Genomic DNA, 16633 nt, shown 5'->3' with positions numbered 1-16633 from the left:
TCCGGCTCCCGCGCCGCGAGGCGCCCGTCAGCCCGGGATGTTGTCGAAGGGCGCGACCAGCACCCGCAGCAGGGCGGCCAGTTCGCTCTGCTGCCCGGAGCTGAGCCGGGCGAGCAGTTCCCGCTCGTGCGCGAGCAGTCCGGCGAGCGCCTGGTCGGCGCGGTCGCGGCCGTCGTCGGTGAGCCGGACCAGCACGCCGCGCCGGTCGTCCGGGTCGGGCAGGCGCTTGACCAGGCCCTTGCCGGTCAGCCGGTCGATCCGGTTGGTCATGGTGCCCGAGGTGACCAGGGTCTGGGTGAGCAGCTGGCCGGGGGAGAGCTGGTACGGGGAGCCGGCCCGCCGCAGGGCGGTCAGGACGTCGAACTCCCAGGGCTCCAGACCGTGCTCGGCGAAGGCGGCACGGCGGGCGCGGTCCAGGTGCCGGGCGAGCCGGCTGACCCGGCTGAGCACCTCCAGCGGCTCCACGTCGAGGTCGGGGCGCTCCCGGCGCCACGCTGCGACCAGCCTGTCGACCTCGTCCTCCATGACGATCAGTGTATCGGTGGATGTGTCGATGTGAAGTCTCTTGACATCGAGAAATGTGCCAGCAAGGCTACCGATGGATATCTTGATGTCGAGATACTTCGAGGTGAACCATGGCCGCCCCCGTCTGGGACCCGTCGCAGTACCTGCGCTTCGCCGACGAACGCACCCGCCCGCTGCACGAGCTGCTCGCCCGCGTCCCCGCCCTTCCGCACCCCGGCGCCGAGGTGGTCCTGGACATCGGCTGCGGCCCCGGCAACTCCACCGCCGTGCTGCGCGCGCGCTGGCCGCACGCCCGGCTCACCGGCGTCGACAACTCCGCCCCGATGCTGGCCGCCGCCCGCACCGAGGGCGAGCCCGACGCCGAGTACCTGCTCGCCGACGCCCGCGACTACGACCCGGCCCCGGCCCGGCCCGACCTGATCGTCTCCAACGCCACCCTCCAGTGGGTGGACGGGCACCTGGCCCTGCTGCCGCGCTGGGCGGAGGCCCTCGGAGCCGGCGGAGTGCTGGCCTTCCAGGTGCCCGGCAACTTCGACGCCCCCAGCCACACCCTGCTCGCCGACCTGCGCCGCAGCGCCCGCTGGCGGGACGCGCTCGGCGGACAGGCCGTCCGGGCCGGGGTCCACCCGCCCGAGCGCTACCTCGACGCGCTGGCCGAGGCCGGCTGCCGGCCGGACGTCTGGGAGACCACCTACCGCACCCTGCTGCCGGGGCCGGACCCGGTCCTGGAGTGGGTCAAGGGCACCGCCCTGCGCCCGGTGCTCACCCGGCTCACCGACCCGGCCGACCGCTCCGCCTTCCTCGCCGAGTACGGGAGGCTGCTGCGGGAGGCCTACCCGGCCGGGCCGCACGGCACGGTCTTCCCGTTCCGGCGGATCTTCGCGGTCGGGACCAGGCAGTCGCGGTGACGGCCCCGGCACGGCCGGTCAGCCCCTGCGCTCGCCGACCAGCTTCGGGTGCCGCTCCAGGCCCTCCAGCCCGTGCCAGGCGAGGTTCACCAGGTGCGCCGCCACCGTCGCCTTGTCCGGCTTGCGGACCTCCAGCCACCACTGGCCGGTCAGCGCGACCATGCCCACCAGCATCTGCGAGTACATCGGGGCCAGCCGGGCGTCGAAGCCGCGGGACTTGAACTCCAGGCCCAGGATGTCCTCGACCTGGGTGGCGATGTCGCTGATCAGCGAGGCGAAGGTGCCGGTCGACTGGGCCACCGGGGAGTCCCGCACCAGGATCCGGAAGCCGTCCGTCGAGGTGTCGATGTAGTCCATCAGCGCGAAGGCGGCCTGCTCCAGCAGCTCGCGCGAGTGCCCGCCGGTCAGCGCCCCGGTCACCATGTCCAGCAGCAGCTGCATCTCGCGGTCGACGACCACCGCGTACAGCCCCTCCTTGCCGCCGAAGTGCTCGTACACCACGGGCTTGGAGACCCCGGCGCGCTCGGCGATCTCCTCCACCGAGGTGCCGTCGTAGCCGCGTTCCGCGAAGACCGTCCGGCCGATCTCCAGCAGCTGCTCCCGCCGCTGCTTGCCGGTCATCCGGACCCGGCCGCCCCGGCGGCGCGGGGTGGGCGCCGGGGCGCCGCCGGCACTCCGGTCCGGACCCGCCTCCTCGGTGCCGGCCGCCGGTGCAGCGGCCCGCGGACGGGCCGGCGCCGTGGCGGGCGACGCGTCCGTCCGCGTGCTGTGGTGACCGCCTGTGCTGTCTGCGCTGCTCCCGTTCACCCCTACATCATGCTGGAAGCGCCGCCTCATGCGGCGCGGCGGGCGGCGATCCGCTGCGCGTCCGGCCAGCGAACGTCCCGGACCCAGCCGGCCAGCTCGAACCAGCGGATCAGCCGGGCCGAGGAGTCGATCTGCCCGCGCAGCACCCCGTGCCGGGCCGCGGTCGGGTCCGCGTGGTGCAGGTTGTGCCAGGACTCCCCGCAGGAGAGCACCGCGAGCCACCAGACGTTGCCGGAGCGGTCCCGGGAGCGGAACGGGCGCCGGCCGACGGCGTGGCAGATCGAGTTGATCGACCAGGTGACGTGGTGCAGCAGGGCCACCCGGACCAGCGATCCCCAGAAGAAGGCGGACAGCGCGCCCTGCCAGGACAGGCTCACCAGGCCGCCGATCAGTGCGGGCACCAGCAGCGAGAGGAGGGTCCAGAGCCAGAACAGCCGGGAGATCCGCCTCATGGCCGGGTCGCGCACCAGGTCGGGGGCGTAGGTGAGCTGCGAGGTCTGCTCCTCGTCGAACATCCAGCCCATGTGGGCCCACCACAGCCCCTTCATCAGCGCCGGGACGCTCTCCCCGTAGCGCCACGGCGAGTGCGGGTCGCCGTCCTTGTCGCTGTACCGGTGGTGCTTGCGGTGGTCGGCCACCCAGCGCACCAGCGGGCCCTCGACGGCGAGGCTGCCGGCGATCGCCAGCGCCAGGCGCATCGGGCGGGAGGCCTTGAAGGCGCCGTGGGTGAAGTAGCGGTGGTAGCCGACGGTGACGCCGTGGCAGGTCAGGAAGTACATCGCGACGGTGATCGCGAGGTCCGTCCAGCCCAGCCCGTGGCCCCAGGCGACCGGGACGGCGGCCACCAGGGCGGTGAACGGCACCAGGATGAACAGGGAGAGCGCGATCCGCTCGGCCAGGCCCTGCTTCTCCCCGCCGCGGGTGGCGGAGACCCGGGTGGCCGCGGCGTCGGCTTCGGTGGGCACGGCGGTCCCCGCGGGGTCGGCGGGCTCGGAGTCGGGAGACGGAGTGCGGGACGCGGTGTTCCCGGCGCGCGCCTCGCCTGCCTGGATGGTCATGGGCGTCCCTTTGCGGCGTCCCGTCGAGCGGGAGAGGAAACGGGGTAGCGGAGCTACGTTGGCGTAACCTACGGCATCGTAGGTTGCGCTCCGTGTCCAGCGGAACACTCCGCCGCGGGGCGCTTGGGTGAATTCACCCGACTGGATGGATGAACCGGGGGTCCGCCGGGTTCGCCGAGGGGCCTGGAATCCGGCTCGTGGATCGGTGCGGTTCGATACCCACGGCCGGGCCCTCTCGGGTAGGGTCTGACACGACTGTCCGCCGTGGTGTAATGGCAGCACAGGGCCCTTTGGAGGCCTTTGTCTGGGTTCGAATCCTAGCGGCGGAGCCTCTGCGCGCCTCGGGTTCGGGCGTTTTCCCCCGCGCCGGTATTGTCGGTGCTGCTCGGCGGACTGTGCGAATGGCGACCGGCCTGGGTCCGGGCCGGGCCTGCTCTGCCCTCTCCGTGAACCTACCGAGGAGCCTCCCCGCATGGGTGCCAATTCGCTTGCCGCCGTTGTCGTGCTCGCCGCCGGTGGCGGGACCCGGATGAAGTCGAACAAGCTGCCCAAGGTGCTGCACGAGGTGTGCGGGCGCTCGCTGGTCGGTCACGCGGTGTCGGCGGCCCGGGAACTGACGCCGGAACAGCTGGTCGTGGTGGTCGGCCACCAGCGCGAGCAGGTCGTGGCGCACCTGGCGGAGCACTACCCGGCCACCCGCACCGCGGTGCAGGAGGAGCAGAACGGCACCGGGCACGCGGTGCGCACCGCGCTGGAGTCGCTGGCCGCCGACGGGGTCGCGCTGGACGGCACCGTCATCGTCACCGCCGGCGACTCGCCGCTGCTGACCGGGGAGACCCTGCGCCGGCTGGCCGAGGCGCACGCCGCCCAGCAGAACGGCGTCACCGTGCTGACCGCCGTCGTCCCGGAGCCCTTCGGCTACGGCCGCATCCTGCGCGACGAGGACGGCACCGTCGCCGCGATCGTCGAGGAGCGGGACGCCAGCGCCACCCAGCGCGCGATCACCGAGATCAACTCCGGCGTCTTCGCCTTCGACGCCAAGCTGCTGGTCGCGGCGCTCGGCGAGCTCACCACCGACAACTCCCAGGGCGAGGAGTACCTGACCGACACCCTGGAGATCCTGCGCACGGCGGGGCACCGGGTCGGCGCCGTGGTGGCCGAGGACCACCGGGACATCCTGGGCATCAACGACCGGGTCCAGCTGGCCCAGGCCCGCCGGCTGCTGAACGACCGCCTGCTGGAGCGGGCGATGCGCGGGGGCGTCACCGTGGTGGACCCGGCGACCACCTGGTTCGACGTGCAGGTCACCTACGAGCCGGACGCCGTGGTGCTGCCGAACACCCAGCTCCAGGGCGCCACGCACCTGGGCGAGGGCTGCGAGGTCGGCCCGAACTCGACCCTGCGGGACACCCGGGTCGGCGCCGGCGCCCGGGTGAGCAACACCACGGCCGACCGCGCCGAGGTGGGCGAGCTGGCCGGCGTCGGCCCGTACGCCTACCTGCGGCCGGGCGCCCGGCTGGCCCGCAAGGCGAAGGTCGGCACCTACGTCGAGGTGAAGAACTCCGAGCTGGGCGAGGGCGCCAAGGTGCCGCACCTCTCCTACATCGGCGACGCCACGATCGGCGAGGGCACCAACGTCGGCGCGGCCTCGGTCACCGTGAACTACGACGGCGTGAACAAGCACCGCACCGTCATCGGTGCGCACTGCCGCACCGGCTCGGACAACATGTTCATCGCCCCGGTCACCATCGGTGACGGCGCCTACACCGCCGCCGGTTCGGTGATCACCGGCGACGTCCCGGCCGGGGCGCTCGGTGTGAGCCGGGCCACGCAGCGCAACATCGAGGGCTGGGTCGAGCGCAAGCGCCCCGGGACCACGTCCGCGCAGGCCGCGCAGGCGGCGGCGGACGGCACCGGGCAGGCCTGACCGGACGGGCCGGGCCCCGGGGGACGGTCCCGGGGCGGACGGTTTCTGCGCGGGCGCGTAACCTTGGGGACATACGTGCGCCACTGGGCTTACCGCCCGTGTCCAGGCGTACCGACAATTCCCCTACCCGTGCCGCGAGCGGGCCCTGCCTGCCCGCCACCGGGTCCTGGGGTTCAGCGTCCGCAACGCGAGGAGACGGTGCAGTGAGCGGGATCACGACGTCGGGTGAGAAGAAGCTGAAGCTCTTCTCCGGCCGTGCCCACCCGGAACTGGCGAGGGAGGTGGCCGAGGCGCTCGGGACCGAGCTGGTCCCCACCAAGGCCCTGGACTTCGCCAACGGCGAGATCTACGTCCGTTTCCTGGAGTCCGCCCGTGGCGCGGACTGCTTCGTGATGCAGAGCCACACGGCTCCCATCAACCAGTGGATCATGGAGCAGCTGATCATGATCGATGCTCTGAAGCGGGCCTCCGCCAAGAGCATCACCGCGATCCTGCCGTTCTACGGCTACGCCCGCCAGGACAAGAAGCACCTGGGCCGCGAGCCCATCTCGGCCCGGCTGGTCGCCGACCTGCTGCGCCAGGCCGGTGCCGACCGCCTGATGGCCGTGGACCTGCACACCGCGCAGATCCAGGGCTTCTTCGACGGCCCGGTGGACCACCTGTTCGCGCTGCCGCTGCTGGCGGACTACATCGGCGGGAAGGTCGACCGCTCCAAGCTGACGGTCGTCTCGCCGGACGCCGGCCGCGTGAAGGTCGCCGACCAGTGGTGCGACCGGCTGGACGCCCCGCTGGCGATCATCCACAAGCGCCGCGACATCACCCAGGCGAACACCATCCTGTCCGCCGACGTCGTCGGTGACGTCAAGGGCCGGGTCTGCGTGCTGGTCGACGACATGATCGACACCGCCGGCACCATCTGCGCCGCGGCTGACGCGCTGTTCGACAACGGCGCCGCGGACGTCCTGGTGGCCGCCACCCACGGTGTGCTCTCCGGCCCGGCCGCGGACCGCCTGAAGAACTCGCGGGTGAGCGAGTTCGTGTTCACCAACACGCTGCCCACCCCGGCCGCGCTCCAGCTGGACAAGATCACCACGCTGTCCATCGCCCCGTCGATCGCCGCCGCGATCCGCGAGGTGTTCGAGGAGGGCTCGGTGACCAGCCTCTTCGAGGGCGTGCACTGACGGAGCCCGCGCAGGCGGCCCCGGTCCGGACGGACCGGGGCCGCCGCCGATTTCACGGGAGGCCGCCGGTGCGGTTAGACTCGTGAGACTGCTCGGCGAGGGATGCCGTGCGCCCGCTCGCCGGGTGCCCGCTCCGTGATCGACGCGCTGCCGGTGCCGGACTCCCGTCCACCGGCAGGCCGTTGCCGCCGAGTGACCCCCGAACGTTCCGAGGGTGTGGTCCCGGCGGTTTTTCGCGTTGCCTGCACCCCGCGCCATTTCCACGAGGAGTGCAGTCGTGTCCGAGATCCGTCTTGCCGCTGAGACCCGTTCCGAGTTCGGCAAGGGTGCCGCCCGTCGTGCCCGCCGCGCCGGCTTCGTCCCCGGTGTCGTCTACGGCCACGGCCACGCCCCGGTTCACCTGAACCTGCCCGGCCACGACCTGATGATGGCCCTGAAGACCCCGAACGCCCTGCTGGTCGTCCCGATCGAGGGCAAGGACGAGTACGTCCTGCCGAAGGCCGTCCAGCGCGAGGCCATCAAGCGCACCATCGAGCACGTCGACCTGCTGCTGGTCAAGCGCGGCGAGAAGGTCACCGTCGAGATCCCGGTCCACACCGAGGGCGAGCTGGCCCCGGGCGGCAACCTGCTGGAGCACGTCCTCCAGGCCCTGCCGATCGAGGCCGAGGCCACCCACCTGCCCGAGGCCGTCACCGTCTCCGTCGAGGGCCTGGAGGCCGGCGCCTCCGTCCTCGCCAAGGACATCGCCCTGCCGTCCGGCGTGACCCTGGCCGTCGAGGCCGACGCCGTCGTCCTCCAGGTCATCGCCGCCCAGGCCGCCCCGGCCGAGGACGAGGCCGCCGAGGCCGAGGGTGCCGAGGCCTGAGCCCCGTAGCGCTCGACCGCTGCCCCGGTCGCTCCCGCTGGAGCGGCCGGGGCAGCGGTGTGTCCGGGATGATGGCGTCGGAGTCGACGGCGAGGAGGGAAGGCAATGGCTGAGGAGTACGACGGCCCCTGGCTGGTGGTGGGGCTGGGCAACCCGGGGGAGCAGTACGCCCGGAACCGGCACAACATCGGCTTCATGGTGGTCGACCTGCTGGCGGAGCGGATGGGCGCCAGGTTCAAGGCGCACAGGAGCCGGGCGCAGGTGGCCGAGGGACGGCTGGCGGGCCGGCGGGTGGTGCTGGCCAAGCCGATGTCCTTCATGAACCTCTCCGGCGGGCCGGTCACGGCGCTGCGGGACTTCTACAAGGTGCCGGTCTCGGCGCTCGTCGCCGTCCACGACGAGCTGGACGTCGACTACGCGGCGCTGCGGCTGAAGCTGGGCGGCGGGGACAACGGCCACAACGGCCTGAAGTCGATCACCAAGTCGCTGGGCCCGGACTACCACCGGGTGCGCTGCGGGATCGGCCGCCCGCCGGGCCGGATGGAGGTCGCGGACTTCGTGCTGAAGGACTTCTCCTCGACCGAGCGCAAGGAGCTGGAGTGGTTCGTGGACCGCTCGGCGGACGCGGTGGAGGCGCTGCTGTCCGAGGGCCTGGAGCGGGCCCAGGGGACGTACAACTCCTGACGCCGGCGCTGACCGGGCGTCAGGACCGTGCGCGGGGTACGCAACGGTCGTACAACGCTTGCCCGTCCGCGCCTGGATCGGTGCGGGAACCCCGTGCGGGATCGGATAGCGTCGGCCTGGTACGCGAACGAGTCCTGGGGAGTTCTCGATGCGGGGATTGCGTCCGGTGAGCCGGGTACGGCGCAGCCGGGTGGCCGAGCTGAGGCGGCTCGGCCGACGGGTCGGCACGGCCGGTGCGCTGGGGGTGGCGGGTGTCCTGCTGTCCGGCGGGGCGGTGGCGCACGCGGATCCGTCCGACGAGGCGGACCCGGCGGCCTCCCCGGAGCCGGCGGCCGCGCAGTTCGCCCCGGTGCTCGGCGACTCGGTGGGCCCGGACGCCGGGCTGCTGGCGGTCGGCGGCGGCCTCGTGGTGGCGGCCGGCGGCGCGGCGCTGTGGCTGAAGCGCAGGCGCGCCGGCGAGGGCGGCACGCCGTAGGAACCTTGCGGCGAGGGGCCGGTGTCCGGACGGGACACCGGCCCCTCGGCCGTTCTCGCGGGGCCGTCAGCCGGTGTTGCGCAGGCCGGCGGCGATGCCGTTGACGGTCAGCAGCAGCGCCCGGGCCCGCAGCGGGTCGTCCTGGCGCCCGGCCGCCAGCTCCTCGCGCTGGCGGCGCAGCAGCGCGACCTGGAGGTAGGAGATCGGGTCCAGGTAGGCGTCGCGGACGGCGAAGGTCTGCTTCAACACCGGGTTGTGCTCCAGCAGTTCGCTCTCGCCGGTGAGTCGAAGCACCTCGCGCAGGGTGAGGGCGTGCTCGGCCTCGATCTGGTCGAAGACGTGGTGCAGCTCGCCGGGCACCAGCTGCTCGACGTAGTGGCGGGCGATCCGCAGGTCGGTCTTGGCCAGCGTCATGGCGACGTTGGACAGGAAGTTGCGGAAGAAGTGCCACTCGCCGTACATCTCGTCCAGCACGTCGCCGAGGCCGGCCGCGCGGGCGGCGGCGAGGCCGGAGCCGACGCCGTACCAGCCGGGGACGATCTGCCGGGACTGGGTCCAGCCGAACACCCACGGGATGGCCCGCAGGCCGTCCAGGCCGGCGCCGGAGTCGGGGCGGCGGGACGGGCGGGAGCCCAGGTGCAGCGAGGCGAGCTGGTCGACGGGGGTGGAGGCGAAGAAGTACTTCGGCAGGTCCTCCTGCTCGACCAGGGCGCGGTAGGCGGTGTGGGCGGCCTCGGAGACCCGGTCCATCGCGGCGTCCCAGCGGGCCAGCGACTCGGGGGCCTGGCGCGGGGCGGTGTGCAGCGCGGAGGCGGAGAGCGTGGCGGAGAGGGTCAGCTCCAGGTTCTCCCGGGCCAGCGAGGGGAGCAGGTACTTGTCGGAGATCACCTCGCCCTGCTCGGTGACCTTGATCTCGCCCTCCAGGGTGCCCCACGGCTGGGCCAGGATGGCCTCGTGCGAGGGGCCGCCGCCGCGGCCGACGGTGCCGCCGCGGCCGTGGAACAGGCGCAGCCGGATGCCGTAGCGGTGGGCGACGTCGCGCAGCCGGCGCTGGGCGCGGTGGATCTCCCACTGGGAGGTGGTGATGCCGCCGAACTTGGAGGAGTCGGAGTAGCCGAGCATGACCTCCTGGACGTCGCCGCGCAGCGAGACGAGCAGGCGGTAGGACGGGTCGGAGAGCATCTCGTCGAGGATGCGGTCGGCCTGCTGGAGCTCGTCGGTGGTCTCCAGCAGCGGCACGATGCCGATCTTGGCGATCCCGGCGTGCAGGTCGATCAGGCCGGCCTCGCGGGCCAGCACGGTGGCGGCGAAGACGTCGTCGGCGCCCTGGCACATCGAGATGATGTAGCTCTCGACGATCTCGTCGCCGAAGCGCTCGAAGCCCTGGCGGATGGTGTTGAAGACGCCGAGGGTCTTGGTGCCGGCCTCGTCCAGCGGGGCCGGGGTGGGGGCGAGCGGGCGGCGCGAGCGGAGCTCCTTGGCGAGCAGCTTCTGGCGGTACTCGCGGGGCATGTCGGCGTAGCGCCAGGCCTCCTCGCCGAGCCGGTCGAAGAGCTGGCCGAGGGCGTGGTGGTGGGCCTCGGCGTGCTCGCGCACGTCCATGGTGGCGAGCTGGAGGCCGAAGGCCTCGACGGTGCGGATGGCGCGGGCCAGGCGGCCGTCGGCGATGAGCTCGCCGCGGTGGGCGCGCAGCGAGTCCTGGATCAGCCGCAGGTCGGCGACGAGCTCGCGGGTGCCGAGGTAGTCGCGGCCCTCGACGTGCGGGGTGCCGCCGGCCAGCCGCTCGCGGGTGTTCTCCAGCTTGAGCCGGATGCAGGTGGCCTTGAGGCGGTACGGCTCCTCGGCGTTCATCCGCTTGTAGCGCGGGCTGAGTTCGGGGAGCAGGTGCAGGTCGGTGTTGAGCGAGGCGAGCAGCTCGACCGAGGCGCCGGCCAGCCGCTCCGAGGTGGAGAGCGTGTTGCGCAGGTCGTCGATCGCGGCGAGCGCGTCCTTGATGCCGTACTCGTGCTGGAGGTTGAGGACGTCCCAGGTGACCTGCGGGGTGACGTTGGGGTTGCCGTCGCGGTCGCCGCCGATCCAGGTGCCGAAGGTGAGCGGGCGCACGCCCTCGGGCAGGCTCAGGCCGACCCGGGCGAGCTCCTCGTGCAGCTCCTCCAGGACCTCGGGGACGGCCTCGCGGTAGAGCTCGTCCAGGTAGTAGACGGCGTTGCGGGCCTCGTCGGTGGGCTCGGGCCGGGCGATGCGCAGCTCGTCGGTCTGCCAGAGCAGGTCGATGACCTCGGCCAGCCGGCGGTCGGCGGAGCGCTTGGCGCTGCTGGTGCGGGCCTGGTCGGCGGCGGCCAGGCCGGAGGTGACCTCGTCGCGGTGGATGCGGTCGAGGAGCTCGCCGATCCGGCGCAGCTTGTTGAGGACGCTGCGGCGGGCGGCCTCGGTGGGGTGCGCGGTGAAGACGGGGCGCACCGCGAGGTGGGCCAGGGTGTCCTGGAGGTGCTTGGCGTCGGCCTCGGCGAGCAGGTCGGCGGTCTGCGCGAGCAGCGAGCCCTCGCGGGCGCGGCGGGTGGCGAACTCGCGGCCGCGGTGCACCTGCTCGGTGACGTTGGCGAGGTGGAAGTAGGTGGAGAAGGCCCGGACCAGCTTCGCGGCGGTGTCCAGGTCGATGTCGGAGAGGAGTTCGGCGGTGGCCTCGCCGTCGGTGCGGCTCAGCAGGCGGACCTGTTCGACCAGGCCCAGCAGCTGGGGGCCCTCCTGGCGGACCAGCGTCTCGCCCAGCAGGTCGCCGAGGCGGCGGATGTCCGCGCGCAGGGCGGCGTTGTCGGCGACGACGGGCGTGGGGTTGTCCGCCGGGGCGGGGACCGGAGCGGTCACGGCTGGCTCCCTGTGGTGGTGGGGTTCGGCAACGGCTCATCGTCACAGGTCCGCACGCGGGTGGCGGGTGTGACGCGTGCGGACCGCGCTGTCCGACGCGACCAGCATAGGTGTCGGGGCGGGCGCTGTCCGCGAGGTGGCCGGATGGCGGACAGTGCCGTCGGGAACCACCTGTGGTCTGGACCACTTGGAGACTCCGGGGTGGATGGGGGGTTATCCCGGTGGGGAGGGGACGGGGTCGCCGCTTACCCTGTGGGGCATGAGCAAGTCGCCTGGGGAGCGCGTGCCGGTCCGGTCGTTCTGGTGGTGGAAGCGGCCGCGCAGCGCTTTCCTGGACATCGGGCTGGCGGTGCTCGCCGCCGTGGAGTGCGCGGCCAGCACGATCGCCTTCCTCTCCGCCCGGATCCACGTCAGCACCGCGGGAGCGGTCGGCATAGCCGTGCTCGGCACGCTGGCCGGCGGCTCCCTCGTGCTGCGCCGGCGCTGGCCGGCCGTCCCGGTGCTGGTGACGCTGCTGGTGATGCCGGGCATGCTGGGCGTGGTGCTGCTGGTGGTGGCGCTGTACACGCTGGCTTCGACCTGGGAGTGGCCCTCGCGCCGCCGGCGGGTGGTGGCGCTGTCCGGGCTGGCCTTCGCCGAGGCGGCCGCCGTGATGGCGGTGTCGCTGATGACGCCCGGGGACGCGCCGGTGGACCCGCCGCCGCTGTGGGGCCAGATCCTGCTCTCGCTGCTGGTGTCGGTCGGGCTGACGGTCGCTCCGGTGGTGACCGGCCTGTACGTCGGCGCGCGGCGGCGGCTGATCGACTCGCTCCAGGACCGCGCGCACGGCCTGGAGACCGAGCTGGACCTGCTGGCCGAGCAGGCGCAGGAGCGCGCCCGCCGGGCCCGGCTGGAGGAGCGCACCCGGATCGCCCGGGAGATGCACGACGTGGTGGCGCACCGGGTGTCGCTGATGGTGGTGCACGCCGGGGCGCTGGAGCGGATCGCCGGCAAGGACCCGGAGAAGGCCGCGCAGAGCGCCAAGCTGATGGGCGAGGTGGGCCGGCAGGCGCTGAACGAGCTGCGCGAGATCCTCGGGGTGCTGCGGATGGACGACGAGCGGCAGCCGGAGCCGGACTCGCTGGCCGGGCTGCCGCGGCTGGTGGACCAGTCCCGGGCGGCCGGGATGGCGGTGACCCTGACGGTCAGCGGCAGTCGGCAGGAGTTCACCGGCGAGGCCGAGCAGACCGCCTACCGGGTCGTCCAGGAGGGGCTGACCAACGCGCACAAGCACGCGGACGGCGCCCAGGTGTCGGTGCTGCTCTCGTACGCGCCGAACGGGGTGCGGGTGGCCGTGGTGAACGCCTGCCCGGGCGGGGACCGGGGCGCGGCGAAGCTGCCCAGCGGGGGCAACGGGCTGGTCGGCATGCGGGAGCGGGTGATCGCGCTGGGCGGCACCTTCTCCTCCGGCCCGGAGGCGGACGGCGGGTTCCGGATCGAGGCGGTGCTGCCGTCCCGGCTGGCGGTGCCGGCCGAGCGGTTGCGCTGAGCCGCGCCCGGCCCGCTCCCGCGCCCCGGCGTCAGTACTCGTCCGGGGTCCGCAGCCGCTCCGGGACGGTGCCCAGGACGAGGGTGGAGACCGCCTGGTCGATGCCGTGGCCGAGGAACCACTCGCCGGTGTGGTCCAGGCTGTAGACCCGGCCCTCCTCGTCGACCGCCAGCAGTGCCTGCCCGTACGCCTCCTCGCCGAGCGGGGCCAGCGTGGTGCCCAGCGCCCGGCCGAGGTCGAGCAGGGTGCGCGGCTGGTGCAGGCCGCACAGCGGGTCGATCAGGAACGGGGTGCGGGCCAGCTGGCGGCCCGGGCCGGACAGGTCGAAGGCGAGGCCGCCGAACTCGGCCCAGGCCTCCACGGCCGCCGGGAACACCGAGTGCCGCACCCCGGTGGGCGCGCCGTACCCGACCAGGGTGTCGGCCCACTCCTCGGCCTGCCGGATCTGCCAGCGGCCGGGGTGCCAGCCGGCCGCCTTGAGCTCGGCGGCGACGTCGGCGGGGAAGCGCGGACGGGTCCGGCCGGAGGCGGCGGGGGCGGCCGGCGCGGACGGGACGGGCGGGTTCAGGGCGGGCTCCAGGGCTGGGGGACGGTGGACGGGCCGGCGGCTCGGCCGGTCAGCGCACGGGCGGCCCGACGGCCACGCTGCGCACGGTGAAGTGCTCCAGCATCGGAGCGCAGGAGCGGCACGGCGGGGCGTGGCTGCCGTGCGCGGGATCGCCCTCCTCGCGGATGCGGACGGTCGTCATCCGGGAGCCCTTGAGCGCCTTGCGGGCCTCCTGCAGCGTCATCGGCTTGCGGGCGGCCCGTTTGGAGCGCCGGGCGTCGACCGCGGCCAGGTGCTGGGAGAGCAGGACGGCCTCCGGGCAGCGGCCGGTGAACCGCTCGCGAGCCTCCGCCGGCAGGGCGGCCAGGAAGTCGGCGACCAGGTGGTGCAGCACCGGGCGGCGCGGGTCCTTGTCGCCCGCCAGGGTGTGCACCTCGCCGCCCCTGAGCGACAGCGCGGCGGCGACGGCGGGCAGCAGGCTGTCGCGGTGGTGGCGCAGCACGGGCGGGGCCGCCGGCTCACCGGTGGTCATCCGTCGTCCTCCTCCTCGTTGCCCGGCGTCGGCCGGAGTGACCGGGCCGGTCCGGGGCAAGCCTGTCAAACGGTACTGACAACCGCACAACCGGGGTGCGGCGGCGGCCGGTGCCGCGGCGGACGGCCGGGCGGCGGCCCGGCGCCGGTCGAACGCGTACGCGCCCGTCACGACTTGTCCGCCGATTCACCGAAACGGCCCCCGGGCCCGGTACGCGGCCGGTAGCGTTCCGGCAGCGAGCCGAAGGGGGACGCGGCCGACCGCGCGGGCACAGCCGTCGGCGGGCCCGACTCCGGTGCCCGCATCGGACGTTGAGGCCGCCGGGGATGGCCTGCCGCCCGCCCCGGCGCTGAGCGAAGGGGCTCGCGCGATGACGCCGGTACCGCACGACGAGCACGGGCAGGCCGCCAACCAGGCACCCGGCGGGCACGTGCCCGCACCGGACGAGCCGCCCCGCCCGGTGCCCGAGCACCCCGTCGGGCTGGCCGTGGTCGGGGCGGGCTACTGGGGCCCGAAGCTGGTCCGCAACGCCCAGCACACCCCGGCGCTGCGGCTGCACTGGCTGTGCGACCTGGACGAGGCCAAGGCCCGCGCGGTGCTGGGGGAGTACAGCACCGTCGGGGTGACGGGCAGCTACCGGCGGGTCCTGGCGGACCGGAGGGTCGGCGCGGTGGCGGTGGCCACCCCGGCGGGCGCCCACTACGCGCTGGTGCGGGCGGCGCTGGAGGCCGGCAAGCACGTGCTGGTGGAGAAGCCGATCACCACCTCCGCGGCGGAGGCCGAGGAGCTGGTCGAGCTGGCCGAGCGGCGCGGGCTGGTGCTGATGTGCGACCACACCTTCTGCTACACCCCGGCGGTGCGCCGGATCCGCGAGCTGGTGCACGGCGGGGAGATCGGGGACGTCCAGTTCTTCGACTCGGTGCGGATCAACCTCGGCCTGGTGCAGCCGGACGTGGACGTGCTGTGGGACCTCGCCCCGCACGACCTGTCGATCCTGGACTTCGTGCTGCCGCCCGGGGTCGACCCGGTCGGGGTGTCCGCCCAGGGCGCCGACCCGATCGGGGCCGGCCGCGCCTGCGTCGCGTACCTGACGGTCCGGCTCAGCAACGGCGCGCTGGCGCACTGCCACGTCAACTGGCTCTCGCCGACCAAGGTCCGCACCACCCTGATCGGCGGCTCGCGGCGCACCCTGGTCTGGGACGACCTCAACCCGCAGGCCCGGCTGGCGGTGCACGACCGCGGCGTCGACCTCACCCCGCCCGACCAGCTGACCGACGCGATCCGGCACCGGGCGCTGATCTCCTACCGGGTCGGCGAGATGGTCGCCCCGGCGCTGGTCGAGCAGGAGGCGCTGCGCAACGTGATGGCGGAGTTCGCCGCCGCCATCACCGAGGGCCGGGCGCCGCTCACCGACGGCCGGGCCGGGGTGCGGGTGCTGCAACTGCTGGAGGCGGCCTCGCTCAGCCTCGAACTCGGCGGCGTCACCGTGCCGGTGGGCGCGGCGGTGCGGGCCGGGGCGGAGGCCCGGTGAGCGGCCCGGTGAGCGGCCCGGTGGACGGCGCGGTGGAGGGCCCGGGGGGCGGCGCGGCGCCGCAGGGCGTCCCGCTGGTCGACCTGGCGGCGGCGCACGCCGAGGTGGCGCGGGAGGTGCGGGAGGGCTTCGACCGGGTGCTCGCCTCCGGCGCCTTCGTCAAGGGCCCCGAAGTGGCCGCCTTCGAGCGGGAGTACGCGGCCTTCACCGGCATCCGGCACTGCGTGGGCGCCGCCAACGGCACCGACGCGCTCGAACTGGCCCTGCGCGCCCTGGACCTGCCGGCCGGCGGCGGGGTGGTGCTGCCCGCAAACACCTTCGTCGCCACCGCCGAGGCGGTGCTGCGGGCCGGGCTGCGCCCGGTGCTGGTCGACGCCGACCCGGAGTACCTGCTGATGGACCCGGAGCGGGCCGCCGCCGCGCTGCCCGGCGCGGCCGCGCTGCTGCCCGTCCACCTCTTCGGCCAACTCGCCCCGATGGGGCCGCTGCTGGCGGCGGCCGACGGCCGGCCGGTGGTGGAGGACGCGGCGCAGTCCCAGGGCGCCCGGCAGCACGGGCGCCGCTGGTACGGGCGGATCGCGGCCACCAGCTTCTACCCGGGCAAGAACCTCGGTGCGTACGGCGACGCCGGGGCGGTGCTCACCGACGACGACGCGCTGGCCGACGCCGTCCGGCTGACCGGCGACCACGGCGCCCGCGACCGGTACCGGCACGAACGGTTCGGCTGCAACTCCCGGCTGGACGCGCTGCAGGCCGTCGTGCTGCGGGCCAAGCTGCGCCGGCTCCCCGCCTGGAACGCCGCCCGCCGGGCCGCCGCCGCCCGCTACGACGAGCTGCTGGGCGGCCTGGAGGGGATCGCGCTGCCCCGCACCGCCCCCGGCAACGAGCACGTCCGGCACCTGTACCCGGTGCGGATCGGCCCCGGCCGGGACCGCGACGCGGTGCTGGCCGCGCTGCAGGCGGCCGGGATCGGCGCCGGCGTGCACTACCCGGTGCCCGTCCACCTCCAGCCCGCGTTCCGTCACCTCGGGCACCGCGAGGGGGCGTTCCCGGTGGCCGAGAAGGCCGCCCGCGAGCTGCTCAGCCTGCCGCTGCACCCGCACCTCACCGAGGGCGCGCAGCTGCGGGTGGCCGAGGCGCTGGCACGGGCGCTGCGCGGGCGGCCGTGACGCCGGGGCCCGGCCCGGCCGGGGAGGGCCT

15 protein-coding genes and 1 tRNA gene are annotated in these 16633 nt (G+C 74.2%); 10 read left to right on the top strand and 6 right to left on the bottom strand.

What is annotated here, in order from left to right; all coding sequences use genetic code 11:
* Positions 1 to 27: 27 nt before the first annotated feature.
* On the bottom strand, positions 28 to 525 hold the full coding sequence (locus tag ACH5AR_RS24900; protein WP_396303708.1) for a MarR family winged helix-turn-helix transcriptional regulator: 498 nt from the start codon (positions 523 to 525) through the stop codon (positions 28 to 30).
* 110 nt (positions 526 to 635) lie between these two features.
* On the opposite strand from ACH5AR_RS24900, the gene ACH5AR_RS24895 reads away from it, so the two are divergent.
* Positions 636 to 1433: a methyltransferase domain-containing protein gene (locus ACH5AR_RS24895; protein ID WP_396303707.1), complete on the top strand. Its 798-nt coding sequence runs from the start codon at positions 636 to 638 to the stop codon at positions 1431 to 1433.
* A gap of 18 nt (positions 1434 to 1451) precedes the next feature.
* Here ACH5AR_RS24895 and ACH5AR_RS24890 read toward each other — a convergent pair whose 3' ends face one another.
* On the bottom strand, positions 1452 to 2054 hold the full coding sequence (locus ACH5AR_RS24890; RefSeq protein ID WP_359827732.1) for a TetR/AcrR family transcriptional regulator: 603 nt from the start codon (positions 2052 to 2054) through the stop codon (positions 1452 to 1454).
* 212 nt (positions 2055 to 2266) lie between these two features.
* Positions 2267 to 3298, bottom strand: a complete 1032-nt coding sequence (locus ACH5AR_RS24885) for an acyl-CoA desaturase (protein WP_396303706.1) — start codon at positions 3296 to 3298, stop codon at positions 2267 to 2269.
* Between the two features lie 258 nt (positions 3299 to 3556).
* Here ACH5AR_RS24885 and ACH5AR_RS24880 point away from each other — a divergent pair.
* The 6 genes from ACH5AR_RS24880 to ACH5AR_RS24855 all read left to right on the top strand — a co-directional run bounded on the left by ACH5AR_RS24880 (position 3557) and on the right by ACH5AR_RS24855 (position 8430).
* Positions 3557 to 3627: transfer RNA gene (locus tag ACH5AR_RS24880), tRNA-Gln, on the top strand.
* Positions 3628 to 3770: 143 nt separating this feature from the next.
* Entirely contained in the window at positions 3771 to 5225 is a 1455-nt protein-coding gene (gene glmU, locus ACH5AR_RS24875) for a bifunctional UDP-N-acetylglucosamine diphosphorylase/glucosamine-1-phosphate N-acetyltransferase GlmU (RefSeq protein ID WP_396303705.1), read from the top strand.
* A 203-nt stretch (positions 5226 to 5428) separates the two neighbouring features.
* Positions 5429 to 6406 carry a ribose-phosphate diphosphokinase gene (locus ACH5AR_RS24870; protein ID WP_396303704.1) on the top strand — a complete coding sequence of 326 codons (978 nt, stop codon included), beginning with the start codon at positions 5429 to 5431 and terminating at the stop codon, positions 6404 to 6406.
* A 277-nt stretch (positions 6407 to 6683) separates the two neighbouring features.
* Complete coding sequence (locus tag ACH5AR_RS24865) at positions 6684 to 7271, top strand: 50S ribosomal protein L25/general stress protein Ctc (RefSeq protein WP_396303703.1); 588 nt, start codon at positions 6684 to 6686, stop codon at positions 7269 to 7271.
* A gap of 105 nt (positions 7272 to 7376) precedes the next feature.
* Positions 7377 to 7955, top strand: a complete 579-nt coding sequence (gene pth / locus ACH5AR_RS24860) for an aminoacyl-tRNA hydrolase (protein ID WP_396303702.1) — start codon at positions 7377 to 7379, stop codon at positions 7953 to 7955.
* A gap of 166 nt (positions 7956 to 8121) precedes the next feature.
* Positions 8122 to 8430 carry a hypothetical protein gene (locus tag ACH5AR_RS24855; RefSeq protein WP_396303701.1) on the top strand — a complete coding sequence of 103 codons (309 nt, stop codon included), beginning with the start codon at positions 8122 to 8124 and terminating at the stop codon, positions 8428 to 8430.
* Positions 8431 to 8496: 66 nt separating this feature from the next.
* Here ACH5AR_RS24855 and ppc read toward each other — a convergent pair whose 3' ends face one another.
* Positions 8497 to 11295, bottom strand: coding sequence for a phosphoenolpyruvate carboxylase (gene ppc, locus ACH5AR_RS24850; RefSeq protein WP_396303700.1), 2799 nt, complete (start codon positions 11293 to 11295; stop codon positions 8497 to 8499).
* Between the two features lie 259 nt (positions 11296 to 11554).
* On the opposite strand from ppc, the gene ACH5AR_RS24845 reads away from it, so the two are divergent.
* Positions 11555 to 12823, top strand: coding sequence for a sensor histidine kinase (locus ACH5AR_RS24845; RefSeq protein WP_396303699.1), 1269 nt, complete (start codon positions 11555 to 11557; stop codon positions 12821 to 12823).
* A gap of 31 nt (positions 12824 to 12854) precedes the next feature.
* On the opposite strand, the gene ACH5AR_RS24840 is transcribed toward ACH5AR_RS24845, so the two are convergent.
* On the bottom strand, positions 12855 to 13391 hold the full coding sequence (locus ACH5AR_RS24840) for an SUKH-3 domain-containing protein (protein ID WP_396303778.1): 537 nt from the start codon (positions 13389 to 13391) through the stop codon (positions 12855 to 12857).
* 49 nt (positions 13392 to 13440) lie between these two features.
* A complete protein-coding gene (locus tag ACH5AR_RS24835) occupies positions 13441 to 13902 on the bottom strand; it encodes a YwqJ-related putative deaminase (protein ID WP_396303698.1) in 462 nt (153 codons plus the stop codon).
* A 370-nt stretch (positions 13903 to 14272) separates the two neighbouring features.
* Here ACH5AR_RS24835 and ACH5AR_RS24830 point away from each other — a divergent pair, with 370 nt between their 5' ends.
* Both ACH5AR_RS24830 and ACH5AR_RS24825 read left to right on the top strand, forming a co-directional pair.
* Positions 14273 to 15433 carry a Gfo/Idh/MocA family protein gene (locus tag ACH5AR_RS24830; RefSeq protein WP_396303697.1) on the top strand — a complete coding sequence of 387 codons (1161 nt, stop codon included), beginning with the start codon at positions 14273 to 14275 and terminating at the stop codon, positions 15431 to 15433.
* The gene (locus ACH5AR_RS24825; protein WP_396303696.1) at positions 15430 to 16602 is read left to right on the top strand and encodes a DegT/DnrJ/EryC1/StrS family aminotransferase; all 1173 of its coding nucleotides are present in this window, start codon (positions 15430 to 15432) and stop codon (positions 16600 to 16602) included. Before ACH5AR_RS24830 ends, ACH5AR_RS24825 begins: the two co-directional genes overlap by 4 nt.
* Positions 16603 to 16633: the final 31 nt, after the last annotated feature.

It is taken from the genome of Kitasatospora sp. NPDC018619, assembly GCF_044391605.1.
Taxonomy (GTDB): Bacteria; Actinomycetota; Actinomycetes; order Streptomycetales; family Streptomycetaceae; genus Kitasatospora.
Note: the sequence above shows the minus strand (reverse complement) of the source record. Positions and strands in the feature narration are given on the sequence as shown.

Excerpts from the sequence above, each read along its gene's own strand:
- ACH5AR_RS24900 (WP_396303708.1), bottom strand. The coding sequence starts at position 525 with ATGGAGGACGAGGTCGACAGGCTGGTCGCAGCGTGGCGCCGGGAGCGC.
- ACH5AR_RS24895 (WP_396303707.1), top strand. The coding sequence starts at position 636 with ATGGCCGCCCCCGTCTGGGACCCGTCGCAGTACCTGCGCTTCGCCGAC.
- ACH5AR_RS24890 (WP_359827732.1), bottom strand. The coding sequence starts at position 2,054 with ATGACCGGCAAGCAGCGGCGGGAGCAGCTGCTGGAGATCGGCCGGACG.
- ACH5AR_RS24885 (WP_396303706.1), bottom strand. The coding sequence starts at position 3,298 with ATGACCATCCAGGCAGGCGAGGCGCGCGCCGGGAACACCGCGTCCCGC.
- glmU (WP_396303705.1), top strand. The coding sequence starts at position 3,771 with ATGGGTGCCAATTCGCTTGCCGCCGTTGTCGTGCTCGCCGCCGGTGGC.
- pth (WP_396303702.1), top strand. The coding sequence starts at position 7,377 with ATGGCTGAGGAGTACGACGGCCCCTGGCTGGTGGTGGGGCTGGGCAAC.
- ACH5AR_RS24845 (WP_396303699.1), top strand. The coding sequence starts at position 11,555 with ATGAGCAAGTCGCCTGGGGAGCGCGTGCCGGTCCGGTCGTTCTGGTGG.
- ACH5AR_RS24835 (WP_396303698.1), bottom strand. The coding sequence starts at position 13,902 with ATGACCACCGGTGAGCCGGCGGCCCCGCCCGTGCTGCGCCACCACCGC.
- ACH5AR_RS24830 (WP_396303697.1), top strand. The coding sequence starts at position 14,273 with ATGACGCCGGTACCGCACGACGAGCACGGGCAGGCCGCCAACCAGGCA.